The organism is Alphaproteobacteria bacterium (genome assembly GCA_005883305.1).
Classification (GTDB): domain Bacteria; phylum Pseudomonadota; class Alphaproteobacteria; order Sphingomonadales; family Sphingomonadaceae; genus Allosphingosinicella.
In genome coordinates this window covers 800,966-813,836 of record VBAC01000001.1, presented here as the reverse complement: position 1 = coordinate 813,836, position 12,871 = coordinate 800,966, and the positions used below count along the sequence as shown (strand labels likewise).

Here is a 12,871-nt window from a genome sequence, read left to right as displayed (position 1 = left end):
GCGAGGCCCAGCCTGATTAAGCCTGTCCCGGACTCGATCCCGGATCGCAGCACAATGGTGCCGTGGCGGACTCACCCAACTGTTCCCCGGCGAAGGCCGGGGCCCAGGCCGGGGCGAAGCCTCGGTTCCGACACGCGCTTCACACCTGGACCCCGGCTTTCGGCTCCGCCGAAGTTTATCCTGGGCGCCGCCGCAGGCGGCGTCGAAGGGCCGGGGAACGGGTCCGCCACGGCACCATTGTGCCGCGACGTCGATCAGGCTCCGCTGCGCGGACCTGTCGGCCGGCGTGCGCCGACAGCGTTCGCTGCGCTGCGCGCTGCTCACCTGCGGCTTCGCACTTGAACCTCCGCGCCGAACCGCCGATGTATCCCGCACGCCATTCGCTCCAAGAAGGACCCTCCCCGTGCCCGATCATCAGGACATCGTCTCCCAGCTCATCCCCGTCGTCGTCGAGCAATCGAACCGCGGCGAGCGCAGCTTCGACATCTATTCGCGGCTGCTGCGCGAGCGGATCATCTTCGTCACCGGCGGGGTCGAGGACCACATGGCCTCGGTGATCACCGCCCAGCTCCTGTTCCTCGAGAGCGAAAACCCCAAGAAGGACATCTACATGTACATCAACTCGCCGGGCGGGGTGGTGACTGCGGGCATGGCGATCCACGATACGATGAACTACATCCGGCCCAAGGTCGGCACGGTGTGCATCGGCCAGGCCGCCTCGATGGGCGCCTTCCTCCTTTCCGCCGGCGAGCCCGGAATGCGAGTCGCGCTCCAGAACGCGCGGATCATGATCCACCAGCCCTCGGGCGGCGCCCAGGGCATGGCCAGCGACATCGAGATCCAGGCCAAGGAGATCCTCCGCATCCGCCACCGGATGAACGAGCTGATGGCCCAATATACCGGCCAGCCGATCGAGGAGATCGAGAAGAACGTCGAGCGCGACAAGTTCTTTTCGGCCCACGAGGCGAAGGATTTTGGTTTGGTGGATGAGGTGTTCGAGCGGCGGCCCAGTCCGGCGGAGGACGGCGAGACGGCCAAGGCGGCTTAGGCCGAAGCCGCGCTTGCGTAGTGCCGCAGCGCTACGCACGCAGACGGCGACCGCCCGGACGGCGCGCCGGCGGATCGAGAGTCCGGCGAACCCGTCCGACGAGTCAGAGGACAATGGTCCTCTGACCACTAGCGAAGCAGCAGTTGGGTAGCAGCGACGCGGGCCATGTTGCCAATGCGCGCGACGCGACTAAACCGATGGCATGACCGCTACGCCCGAGCAGATTGACGCCTTTATCGCTGAATGGGCACCGACCGGCGGCTCGGAGCTGGCCAATACGCAAAGCTTCGTCAACGGCCTCGCTGCGCTGATCGGCGTCGATCCGCCCAAGGGTAGCCGCGCCGACGACGCCCACAATGATTATGTGTTTGAGCGGCGGGTGTTTCAGAAGGAAGCCGACGGTTCGGAGAGCTTCGGAAGGATCGACGCTTACAAGCGCAACTCTTTCGTGCTGGAGGCCAAGCAGGGATCGGAGGCGGATCGAACTGCGGCGGAGAAAGGCGAAGCTGACCTCGACATTTTCGGCCAGACCGCCGCCGTTAGGGTAAAGCGCGGCACAGCGCGGCGGGGCACGCCGGGCTGGTCCAAGGCCATGGATTCGGCCCGCGGCCAAGCGGAGCGCTATGCCAAGGCGGTGCCGGTGGAGCATGGCTGGCCGCCGTTTCTGCTGGTCACTGATGTCGGCTATTGCATCGACGTCTATGCTGATTTCTCGGGGACCGGGAAGCAGTACACCCAGTTCCCCGACGCGGCTCGCTTCCGGATCATGCTCGACGACCTTCGTGATGGCGAGGTGCGGGAGCGGCTGGCGAAAATCTGGACCGAGCCGCACAGCCTCGATGCGTCGAAGGAAGCGGCCAAGGTCACGCGCGAGATCGCCGACAAGCTCGCCGAGCTTTCGAAGCGGCTCGAGGCGCGCGAGAATAATCCAACCCGGGTCGCGGATTTCCTTATGCGCTGCCTGTTCACGATGTTCGCGGAGGACGTCGATCTGATCCCTAAGGGCAGCTTCACTGAGCTGCTCGAAAACCTGCGCGACGACCCGGATAATTTCGCGCCGGCGCTCTCCGCGCTTTGGGCCGGCATGGATTCGGGCGGCTATGTCGGCGTTCTCGGCAAAGTCGGAACCACGGTGAAGAAATTCAACGGCTATCTGTTCAAAGACAAAACAGTCATCGCTCTCAAGCCCGACGAGATCGGTCTGCTGCTGGCGGCGGCGGAGAAGAAATGGGACAAGGTCGAGCCGGCTATCTTCGGCACCTTGCTGGAACGGGCGCTGGAAGCGAAGGAGCGAGCGAAGCTGGGCGCTCACTATACGCCCCGCGCCTATGTCGAGCGGCTGGTGATGCCGACGGTGATCGAGCCCCTCCGCGCCGATTGGGATGGGGTGCGTGCCGCAGCTGGACAACTGATCGAAGCGGGTTCGGCCGACGAGGCGAAAAAGGCAGTTGAGGATTTCCACCGCAAGCTGGCGCAGACCTACGTGCTCGATCCCGCCTGCGGCACCGGCAATTTCCTTTATGTCGCCATGGCCCAGATGAAGGCGCTGGAGGGCGAGGTCGTCGCGCTGCTGATTGAACTCGGCGATCGGCAATATGTTGCCGAACTTTCCGGACACACGATCACCCCAGAGAATTTCCTCGGGATTGAGATCAACCCGCGCGCGGCGGCGATCGCCCAGCTCGTATTGTGGATCGGCTATCTGCAATGGCATTTCCGGGTGAATGGCGCCGACCGCATGCCGAGCGAGCCTATCCTGCGTGATGTCCGGACGATCGAGAACCGGGACGCGCTGATGACCTGGGACAGAACCGAGCTGGTGCGCGACGATCGGGGTCAACCGCTCCATCGTTGGGACGGGATCACCAAACTCAAAGACCCTGTAAGCGGCCGCAAGGTGCCTGATCCCTCGGCACGGATGGAGCGACTACGCTATATCAATCCGAAGGCGGCGAGATGGCCAAAAGCCGATTTCATTGTCGGAAACCCGCCTTTCATCGGCAACAAGCTTATGCGTCGCCGTCTTGATGACGGGTACGTTGACGCTCTCCGCCGATGCTGGGGCAAGGTACCGGGAGACGTAGATTACGTGATGTACTGGTGGCACGTTGCTGCCGGCGCCGTTCGGGCCGGAACCGCGCGCTCATTCGGTTTTATATCCACGAATAGCATCAAACAGGTTTCCAATAGGAAGGTGCTGCGGGCCGCGCGTGAACACATTCAGCCCGTCAGCATCACTTTTGCCATCCCGGATCATCCTTGGCGAGATGAGGAGACCGACGCCAAGGTACGCGTAGCAATGACGGTTGGGCAAAGCGGTGATCTACTTGGGCGACTTCAAACTGTGGTCGCCGAGAAGTCCGTGCGTTACGAAATCGCGGAAATTGAACTCAAAGAGCGGGTCGGTCGGATCAATAGCGATCTCACGATCGGGCCGGATGTGAGTGCTGCCGCGCCACTCAAAGCCAATCGTAAGCTCGCCTACATGGGTGTAATACCCGTTGGAGAGGGTTTCCGCGTAACTCCTGCCGATATGGATCGCTTCAGCGCCGAAGAGCGAGCGCGTGTGTTCCCGTATTTGAACGGCGAGAACCTAACGGACAACGTCGGCGTGGAGCGAATTATCGACGTTAGCCTTCTTACCGAAACCGAGCTTCGTGATAGGTTTCCGAACATTTACCAGCATTTGCTAATTCACGTTCGTCCCGCACGAGCCGCAGCAGAGCGCAAGAACCATCGCATCAAATGGTGGGTTTTTGGTGAGGCGCGCGTCGGGATGCGAAAAGCGCTTGCGGCGCTACCTCGCTTCATCGGAACAGTGGAAACGGCCAAATTTCGACTCTTCCATTTCATTGGCAGCCAAGTCCTGCCGGACCAAAAAATACGTGTGATCGCGTCTGATGATGCGCTGATTCTAGGTATTCTGTCCTCGCAGCCTGGCTTGGTGTGGTCTTCAGCAGCGCAAAGCACGCTTGAGGACAGGCCAGTCTACGTAAACGAGACCTGCTTTGACCCATTCCCTTTCCCCGCTGACGTGCCCCAAGCCCTGACGGACAAGATCCGCGCCGAAGCCGAAGCCCTCGATGCACTGCGCAAGAAGGTGTTGGCGGAGCACGACAACCTAACGTTGACCGGGCTCTACAATGTGCTTGAAGCGCTGCGCCAAGGGCGGGCGCTGACGGACAAGGAACGCGCCATTCACGATCGGGGGCTGGTGACGCTCATCAAGCAGCATCACGATACGATCGATGCGCTGGTCGCCCAGGCTTATGGCTGGCTTGCGGATCATGAGGCGGGCACGCTGACCGACGCCGTGATCCTCGAACGGCTGGTCGCGCTCAACAAGGAACGGGCTGCGGAGGAAGCGAAGGGAATTGTGCGCTGGCTACGGCCCGATTTCCAGGCGCCCGGTGCGGCCAAGGCGCCAGTGTTGGCCGATCTGGACCTCGGCGAAATGCCGGCCGCGCCCACTGCATCGATGCTGCCTTGGCCTAAGACACTGCCGGAGCAGGTCAGCGCGGTCGCGGCGGTTCTGGCAAGTGCGTCCACTCCAATGACTCCGCGCGATGTGGCGGCGGCGTTCAAGGGTAAGCGGGCGGCATCGGTTGAGCCCGTGCTTGGAGCGCTTGCCGCGATCGGACGGGCGCGCAAACTCGCCAATGGCCGCTACGCAGCCTAGCCGCCACCCCGAAATCAAAGGGGGATTTTTTCCTACACCCCCCTCGCCATGCGCCCTAATCGCCCAAGGGCCCCGCCCCGATTCGCCGGCTCCGTAGCCGCACCGTTTCACCACCTCACCAAATTAGCTAAAAATCACAAAAGCTTACCCTACCCCCTGTCCTACACCCCCCGAACTGGCATATCTAAATCGCCTTCGGCGCAGGAGGCGATTCGCGGACATGGCTGGGCTTTTCATTCACGCTAAGCGCGCGTCGCACCGCGCGTGGCGGCTCGGCGGGCTTTGGAGGCCGTGGTCCGCTCCATCCCATGGGCAGTGCGAACATTGGGACCATTCGCGCCGGATCGAGCCCCGGCGGCGGGATGGGTTTGGAAGGTTCTGTTTTTCTTCCCTATGGAAGCGGAAACTTCGGAAACTTCGGCGCACGCATCGCGCCGAACCCCGGACTGGATCCGGGATCCAGCACCTCGCTCGGCCGCCGAGGCTCCGCCACGGAACCATTGTCCCGTGACGTCGATCAGGCTCCGCTGCGCGGACCTGTCGGCCGGGCGGGCGCCGGCTCCGGGCCTGGCGCTGCGCGCTACGCCTGGGCGGCTTCGCCCCTTGCGCCGCCGCTCCCGCCACGCCACATGCCCCTTGACGCCGCCGCAACACCCCGGGACGGAACCGTCCCCGGGCGAAGCGCTTAACGAATAGGCCATTGTCCTGATATACATTTGCCGTCAGGATGGTCGATTGAAGACAAGGATGGGGCCCGGGCGCCCCAAAGGGACGATATGACCAAGCTTACCGGCGGCGACAGCAAGAGCACCCTCTATTGCTCCTTCTGCGGCAAATCGCAGCACGAGGTGCGCAAGCTGATCGCCGGCCCGACCGTGTTCATCTGCGACGAATGCGTCGAGCTGTGCAACGACATCATCCGCGAGGAGACCAAGTCCGCCTTGGTCAAGACCCGCGACGGCGTCCCCACGCCCTCGGAGATCTGCAACGTCCTCGATGATTATGTGATCGGCCAGACGCATGCGAAGCGCGTGCTCTCGGTCGCCGTCCACAACCATTACAAGCGCCTCGCCCACGGGGCCAAGGGCGCCGAGGTCGAGCTCGCCAAGTCGAACATCCTGCTCGTCGGGCCGACCGGCTGCGGCAAGACGCTCCTTGCCCAGACGCTGGCGCGGATCCTCGACGTGCCCTTCACCATGGCCGACGCGACCACGCTGACCGAGGCCGGCTATGTCGGCGAGGACGTCGAGAACATCATCCTGAAGCTGCTCCAGGCGTCGGACTACAATGTCGAGCGGGCGCAGCGCGGGATCGTCTATATCGACGAGATCGACAAGATCAGCCGCAAGTCGGACAACCCTTCGATCACCCGCGACGTCTCGGGCGAGGGCGTCCAGCAGGCCCTGCTCAAGCTGATGGAAGGCACCACCGCCTCCGTTCCGCCACAGGGCGGGCGCAAGCATCCGCAGCAGGAATTCCTGCAGGTCGACACGACCAACATCCTGTTCATCTGCGGCGGCGCCTTCGCGGGGCTCGAGAAGATCATCGGCGACCGCATGGAGGGCAAGTCGATCGGCTTCGGCGCCCATGTCGCCGCGCCCGACGAGCGGCGCACCGGCGAGGTGCTTCGCCATACCGAGCCCGAGGATCTCCTGAAGTTCGGCCTGATCCCCGAATTCGTCGGCCGCCTGCCGGTCATCGCCACGCTCGAGGATCTCGACGTCGACGCGCTGGTGAAGATTTTGCAGGAGCCGAAGAACGCCCTCGTCAAGCAGTATCAGAAGCTGTTCGACATGGAGGACGTGCGCCTCACCTATACCGACGACGCTTTGGTCGCGACCGCCAAGAAGGCGATCGAGCGCAAGACCGGCGCCCGCGGCCTTCGTTCGATCATGGAGAATATCCTGCTCGACACGATGTTCGATCTGCCGAGCATGGACGGGGTCGACGAGGTGCTGATCGACAAGGACGTGGTCGCCGGCACCAAGGATCCGGTCCGCGTCTACGCCGAAGAGAAGACCGAAGACGCCGCCTGATCGGGCGGAGCGCCGCTCAGCCGGTGCGCCTCCAGGGCACTGTCGCGACGTTGTAGCGGTTGACCTCGGCCTGGGTCAGGCAGCGGCGGGTCGAGCGGTTGGCGGCGTCGGCGACCGCGCTCTGGCGGTACATCACCTCGGTCAGCAACGCGCGCGAAATGCCCATGCGGATCAGGAAATCGTTGTCCTCGCTGGCGAGCAAGGCCGATTGCTGCTCGATCTCGCCGATCAGGCTGACCGTATTGTCCTCGCCGCGCGCGACCTCCTGGCGGATCGCCGCGCGGTCGCCCGTGTGGGTGAACATATGGACGATGAAGAGCCCGCCCTGATCGACGTAGCGGACGACTCCGCCCATGAACAGAAAGTTGCAGGCGGAAAAGCAGGCCCAGCCCGCCGGGATCCGCGTGGTCATATTGTTGTCGCGCAGGAACCGTCCGGCCTGATTGCCGACCCGGGCATTGCCGCCGGGCGAACGGAGCCAGATTTCATCGCCCTGGAAGCTGCGAACGGCCTCCTGCAGGCGCGGCAGCATGTCGTCGTCGATCATACCCTCGGCGAGCAGCACCTGCCGGCCATCCACCTCCTGCACCGTGAACCGCATCTGGCGGTAGGTCGATACGTTGGGGTTAAGCGGACAGGTCGGGTTGTCGGGATCCCTGGTCTGCGCCGCCGCGCCCTGCGCGCTCGCGAGCGCGGCCAAGGCGAGGAAGGACGCGAACATGCGGGGCATATTGCTAGACCCGGACGTACCTGTTGGTCGGCGGTCGGCGGCACATCGTTTTCGGCGCGGTCGTTTCCTGGCCGTCGATGATCACGACGTCGGTCACCGTCATGCAATCGTCGCCGCCCGTGCGGTTGACCGCGGTGACCGTCGAGCGCCCGGTCACGCCCGGGCGGGTTTCGCTCTCCCAAGTGGCCGTGGTGCCGACGGCACTGCCGCCCCGCTCGGCCTGCACCGTCGCCTGTTCGGTGACCTGCTCGGTCGCCTGCGCGGCCTTTTCCTGCTCGCGGCAGTCGAGCAGGTTCATGAGCTCGCCGCCGAGCACCGATCCCATCGGAACGACGATGCTCGCCGCCCGTCCGCCGAACCCGCCGAGCAGGGCCCCGCCGATCGCGCCGGCGGCGCCCAGGCCGCGGCGGCGTCCCTGGCTGCGCCTTTGGCAATCCTCGCCGGTGCGCGACTGCTCCGCGGCTGCGGCGGCGGCCGAAGCAGGCGCGGGCGCCGAGGCCGCGAGCGGCGTCAGAACGATTGGAATTGCCAGCAAAAGATGACGAAACATCAGACCGATACTCCCCGCACGGACGTTGAAATCCTAGAGCCCGCGTCCCGCAGGGTCAATGCACGGCGCCCATGAGCAACGCATGAACGCAGCTTCATTGATGCTTCAGGCCTTTCGCCCCATATAGAGAGCGAGCCGGCCCCGTCGGTCCGGCCTGTGGAGTATCCATGTCCGAAACCTATCCCGTCCTCCCCTTGCGCGACATCGTCGTCTTCCCGCACATGATCGTGCCGCTGTTCGTCGGCCGCGACAAATCGGTGGCGGCGCTGGAAAGCGCGATGGCGGCGGACAAGTCGATCTTCCTCGTCTCGCAGCTCGATCCCGCCGAGGACGATCCCGACCGCGAGGCGCTCTACGATCTCGGCGTTCTCGCCACCGTCCTGCAGCTGCTGAAGCTTCCCGACGGCACGGTCCGCGTGCTCGTCGAGGGCCGCCACCGCGCGACTTTGAGGACTCTTCGCGAGGAAGGCGGCCATCTCGTCGCCGAGATCGACGAGGTCGAGACGGTCGAGCCCGAGGGCGTCGAGGTCAAGGCTCTGGTCCGCTCGGTGATCGACCAGTTCGAAAATTACGCCAAGGTCAACCGCAAGCTGCCGGCGGAGACCGCGGTCCAGCTCGGCCAGATCGAGGAGCCGTCGAAGCTCGCCGACGCGGTCGCCGCCAACGTCAACATCAAGGTCTCGGACAAGCAGGCCCTGCTCGCCGAGCTCGATCCCGTGCGCCGCCTCGAAATGGCCTTCGCCTTCATGGAGGGCGAGCTCGGCGTGATGCAGGTCGAAAAGAAGATCCGCAGCCGCGTGAAGCGCCAGATGGAGAAGACCCAGCGCGAATATTATCTCAACGAGCAGCTCAAGGCGATCCAGCGCGAGCTCGGCAATGAGGGGGAGGAAGGCGGCGGCGACGAGCTCGCCGAGCTCGCCCGCAAGGTCGAGCGGACCAAGCTTTCCAAGGAGGCGCGGACCAAGGCCAACCAGGAGCTGAAGAAGCTTCGCGCCATGGCGCCGATGTCGGCCGAAGCGACGGTGAGCCGCAACTATCTCGACGTTCTTCTCGGCCTCCCCTGGGGCAAGAAGACCAAGCTCAAGCACGACATCGCCGAGGCCGAGCGGATCCTCGACGAGGACCATTATGGCCTCGAGAAGGTCAAGGACCGGATCGTCGAATATCTCGCCGTCCAGGCGCGCACCAACAAGCTCAAGGGCCCGATCCTGTGCCTCGTCGGTCCGCCCGGCGTCGGCAAGACCTCGCTCGGCCGCTCGATCGCCCGGGCGACGGGCCGCGAGTTCGTGCGCCAGTCATTGGGCGGCGTGCGCGACGAGGCCGAGATCCGCGGCCACCGCCGCACCTATATCGGGTCGCTTCCGGGCAAGATCGTCTCCAACCTCAAGAAGGCCGGATCGTCCAACCCGCTCTTCCTGCTCGACGAGATCGACAAGCTCGGCCAGGATTTCCGGGGCGATCCCGCCTCGGCACTGCTCGAGGTGCTCGATCCCGAGCAGAACGCGAAGTTCCAGGACCATTATCTGGAGATCGACTACGACCTCTCGGACGTCATGTTCGTGACCACCGCGAACACGATGGACATGCCCCAGCCTTTGCTCGACCGGATGGAGATCATCCGGCTCGAAGGCTATACCGAGGACGAGAAGGTGGAAATCGCCCAGCGCCACCTGATCCCCAAGCAGATCGAGGCGCACGGCCTCAAGGACGGCGAGCTGACTCTGACCGAGGAGGGCCTGCGCGCCCTGATCCGGCACTATACGCGCGAGGCGGGCGTCCGAACGCTCGAGCGCGAAGTGGCCAAGGTTGCCCGCAAGGCGCTTCGCCAGATCCTCGAGGGCAAGGCCGAGAAGATCGAGGTCGGCCCTGAAAATCTCGGCGAGTTCCTGGGCGTGCGCAAGTTCCGCCACGGCATGAGCGAGGAGGAGGACCAGATCGGCGCCGTCACGGGCCTCGCCTGGACCGAGGTCGGCGGCGAGCTTCTGACGATCGAGGCGGTCACGGTCCCCGGCAAGGGCCAGATCAAGACCACCGGCAAGCTCGGCGACGTGATGCAGGAATCGATCCAGGCCGCCTTCTCGTTCGTCAAGGCCCGCGCGCCCTCCTACGGAGTCAAGCCGAGCCTGTTCGGCCGCAAGGACATCCACGTCCACCTGCCCGAAGGCGCGGTGCCTAAGGACGGCCCGTCCGCCGGCGTGGGCATGGTCACCGCGATCATCTCGACTCTGACCGGAATCCCGGTCCGCCGCGACGTGGCGATGACCGGCGAGGTCACGCTGAGAGGCCGCGTGCTGCCGATCGGCGGGCTCAAGGAGAAGCTCCTGGCCGCGCTCCGCGGCGGAATCACCAAGGTGCTGATCCCGGCGGAGAACGAGAAGGACCTCGCCGAAATCCCGGCCAGCATCAAGGCGGGGCTGGAGATCGTCGTCGTGGCTCATGTCGACGAGGTGCTCGGCGCCGCTCTGGCGACTCCGGTCGTCCCGATCGAATGGACCGAGGCCGACGAGCTCGCCACGCTCCCGCCATCGGAGATCGCCGGTCCCGACGAAGCGGCCGGAGCGGCGGTCCGCCATTGAATTGATGCAGATCAGGCGCGGTTCTTGCGAGGCCGCGCCTCTTTCCTTTTGACTCCTTGTCAACGCATGGCATTTAATCGCGGTTTCGTGGGTTCGGTCGGGCGAGTCCTTTTCAACGCAGGGGTGCGGGACAGATGAACAAGCAGGAGCTGATCGGTCAGGTCGCGGACGGAACCGGCCTTAGCCGTGGTGACGCGTCGCGCGCGGTCGAGGCGGTGTTCGACACGATCAGCGCGGCGTTGAAGCGCGGGGACGAGGTTCGCCTCGTCGGTTTCGGCACCTTCACCTGCTCGCGCCGCAAGGCCTCCACGGGCCGCAATCCGCGCACCGGCGAGCCGATGCAGATCAAGGAATCGACCCAGCCCAAGTTCAAGGCCGGCAAGGGCCTCAAGGATTCGGTCAACACCTGACTTGGCGGCCGCTGGACAGCTTTCCGGCCGCTCGCTATCAGCCGCCTTCCGCCGCGCGGCATGGGCGCGTAGCTCAGTGGTAGAGCACACCCTTCACACGGGTGGGGTCGTAGGTTCAATCCCTACCGCGCCCACCATGCCGCATCCGGCGCACGCCGTCCCGATCCGTCTTCCCACCGAGCGAGGGCCTGCCCAATGACCGTCAAAGCCTATGGCGCCCACGCCGCGGACAAGCCGCTCGAGCCGCTCGACATCGCCCGCCGCGCGCCCGGCGCAGACGACGTCCAGATCGAGATCGCCTATTGCGGCGTCTGCCATTCGGATCTGCACACGGTCCGTTCCGAATGGCCGGGCACGCTCTACCCCTGCGTTCCCGGTCACGAGATCGTCGGCCATGTCAGCGCGGTCGGCGCGAACGTCACGAAGTTCAAGGAGGGCGACACGGTCGCCGTCGGCTGCATGGTCGGCAGCTGCCAGAGTTGCGACGCCTGCGCCGAGGGGCTCGAGCAATATTGCGAAGTCGGCTTGGTCGGCACCTATAACGGCCCGACGCCCGACGCGCCCGGTCACACGCTTGGCGGCTATTCGCAGCGGATCGTCGTCGACGAGAAATTCGTCCTCGCCGTCCGTCACGACGAAGACCGGCTTGCCGCGGTCGCGCCTCTGCTCTGCGCCGGAATCACCACCTGGTCGCCGCTCCGCCACTGGAAGGCGGGGCCCGGCAAGAAGGTCGGCATCGTCGGCATCGGCGGGCTCGGGCATATGGGGATCAAGCTCGCCCACGCGCTGGGCGCCGAGACGGTCGCCTTCACCACCTCGGAGGACAAGCGCCAGGACGCGCTTGATCTCGGCGCGGATTCCGTGGTCGTCTCGAAGAATCGAGACGAAATGAAGGCTCATGCGAACAGCTTCGACCTGATCGTCAATACCGTCGCCGCGAGTCACAATCTCGATGCCTTCACCCGGCTCCTGAAGCGCGACGGAACGATGTGCCTGGTCGGGGTCCCGGCGCATCCGCATCCGACGCCCGACATCTCCGCTTTGATCTTCAAGCGCCGGGCGATCGCCGGCTCGCTGATCGGCGGCATCGCCGAGACCCAGGAGATGCTCGATTTCTGCGCCGAGCGCGGAATCGTCTCGGAAATCGAGACGATCGACGCCCGGCAGATCGACGAAGCCTACGAGCGGATGCTGCGCAGCGACGTCAAATACCGCTTCGTCATCGACTGCGCGTCGATGGCGGGCTGAGGCGGCCCGGTCCTCAGGCCGAGAGGGCCTGGACCACGAAGGCGATGGCCGTGGCGACGATTCCGACCAGGAAGGTTCGGTAGGCGTAAGCCAGATAGCGGTATTTGTGGCGCTGGAGCACGGCGCCGTTCTGGTAGAGATCGCGCGCGAGCATCCGGTAGACCTTCTCCTCCGAGCGCATCTGGCCGACGACCTCGTCGACGAACGCCTGCTCCTCGAGCCTCGAGAAGACTCCGAAGAAGAGCATGTTCGGCCGGCCGCTCTTCGACTTGCCGCCGATCTCGGGCAGGACCGCAAGCACCGACAGGACGGTCGCGGCGAAGGAGAACACCCCGAGCAGGAGCAAGGGCAGCGAGATGGCGTCCGACTGCATCTGGCCGAGAGTCAGCGAGAAGACGACGAACGAGGCGCCCATCAGGATGTTGGCCTTGCTGTCGGCCATGGAGCTCAGTTGCACGTGCGCGGCGTGCGCCGCGAGCAGCATGTTGTGAACTTCCTTGGGAAATTCGTAATCCTCGCCGAATTCGGTCTCTTCAGCCATCGCGCGCCTCCAGTCGTCGCTTTGTGCCCCAAGCGGGCGCAAACGGGAAGCGG

General features: G+C 64.7%; 9 protein-coding genes and 1 tRNA gene. 7 read left to right on the top strand and 3 right to left on the bottom strand.

The genetic code is table 11. The annotated features are described in order from the left end of the window. Positions 1 to 403: 403 nt before the first annotated feature. The 3 genes from clpP (at position 404) to clpX (ending at position 6,763) form a co-directional block, all read left to right on the top strand. Positions 404 to 1,048, top strand: a complete 645-nt coding sequence (gene clpP, locus E6G92_03980; protein TMJ18982.1) for an ATP-dependent Clp endopeptidase proteolytic subunit ClpP — start codon at positions 404 to 406, stop codon at positions 1,046 to 1,048. A 202-nt stretch (positions 1,049 to 1,250) separates the two neighbouring features. Then, positions 1,251 to 4,727: a class I SAM-dependent DNA methyltransferase gene (locus E6G92_03975; protein TMJ18981.1), complete on the top strand. Its 3,477-nt coding sequence runs from the start codon at positions 1,251 to 1,253 to the stop codon at positions 4,725 to 4,727. A 776-nt stretch (positions 4,728 to 5,503) separates the two neighbouring features. Next, a complete protein-coding gene (clpX, locus tag E6G92_03970) occupies positions 5,504 to 6,763 on the top strand; it encodes an ATP-dependent Clp protease ATP-binding subunit ClpX (GenBank protein ID TMJ18980.1) in 1,260 nt (419 codons plus the stop codon). Positions 6,764 to 6,779: 16 nt separating this feature from the next. Here the strand turns inward: clpX and E6G92_03965 are convergent, their stop codons facing one another. Together E6G92_03965 and E6G92_03960 are read right to left on the bottom strand one after the other, a co-directional pair. Then, positions 6,780 to 7,484 (bottom strand): hypothetical protein, encoded by a 705-nt coding sequence (locus E6G92_03965; GenBank protein TMJ18979.1) that lies wholly within the window; start codon positions 7,482 to 7,484, stop codon positions 6,780 to 6,782. A 13-nt stretch (positions 7,485 to 7,497) separates the two neighbouring features. Beyond that, the gene (locus E6G92_03960) at positions 7,498 to 8,043 is read right to left on the bottom strand and encodes a hypothetical protein (GenBank protein ID TMJ18978.1); all 546 of its coding nucleotides are present in this window, start codon (positions 8,041 to 8,043) and stop codon (positions 7,498 to 7,500) included. 167 nt (positions 8,044 to 8,210) lie between these two features. On the opposite strand from E6G92_03960, the gene E6G92_03955 reads away from it, so the two are divergent. From E6G92_03955 to E6G92_03940, 4 genes are all read left to right on the top strand, one after another. Further along, positions 8,211 to 10,619 carry an endopeptidase La gene (locus tag E6G92_03955; protein TMJ18977.1) on the top strand — a complete coding sequence of 803 codons (2,409 nt, stop codon included), beginning with the start codon at positions 8,211 to 8,213 and terminating at the stop codon, positions 10,617 to 10,619. Between the two features lie 134 nt (positions 10,620 to 10,753). Beyond that, a complete protein-coding gene (locus tag E6G92_03950) occupies positions 10,754 to 11,029 on the top strand; it encodes an HU family DNA-binding protein (GenBank protein TMJ18976.1) in 276 nt (91 codons plus the stop codon). A gap of 62 nt (positions 11,030 to 11,091) precedes the next feature. Next, a tRNA-Val gene (locus tag E6G92_03945) sits at positions 11,092 to 11,166 on the top strand. Between the two features lie 58 nt (positions 11,167 to 11,224). Further along, on the top strand, positions 11,225 to 12,277 hold the full coding sequence (locus tag E6G92_03940) for an NAD(P)-dependent alcohol dehydrogenase (GenBank protein TMJ18975.1): 1,053 nt from the start codon (positions 11,225 to 11,227) through the stop codon (positions 12,275 to 12,277). 13 nt (positions 12,278 to 12,290) lie between these two features. Here the strand turns inward: E6G92_03940 and E6G92_03935 are convergent, their stop codons facing one another. Further along, positions 12,291 to 12,818, bottom strand: a complete 528-nt coding sequence (locus E6G92_03935) for a hypothetical protein (GenBank protein ID TMJ18974.1) — start codon at positions 12,816 to 12,818, stop codon at positions 12,291 to 12,293. Positions 12,819 to 12,871: the final 53 nt, after the last annotated feature.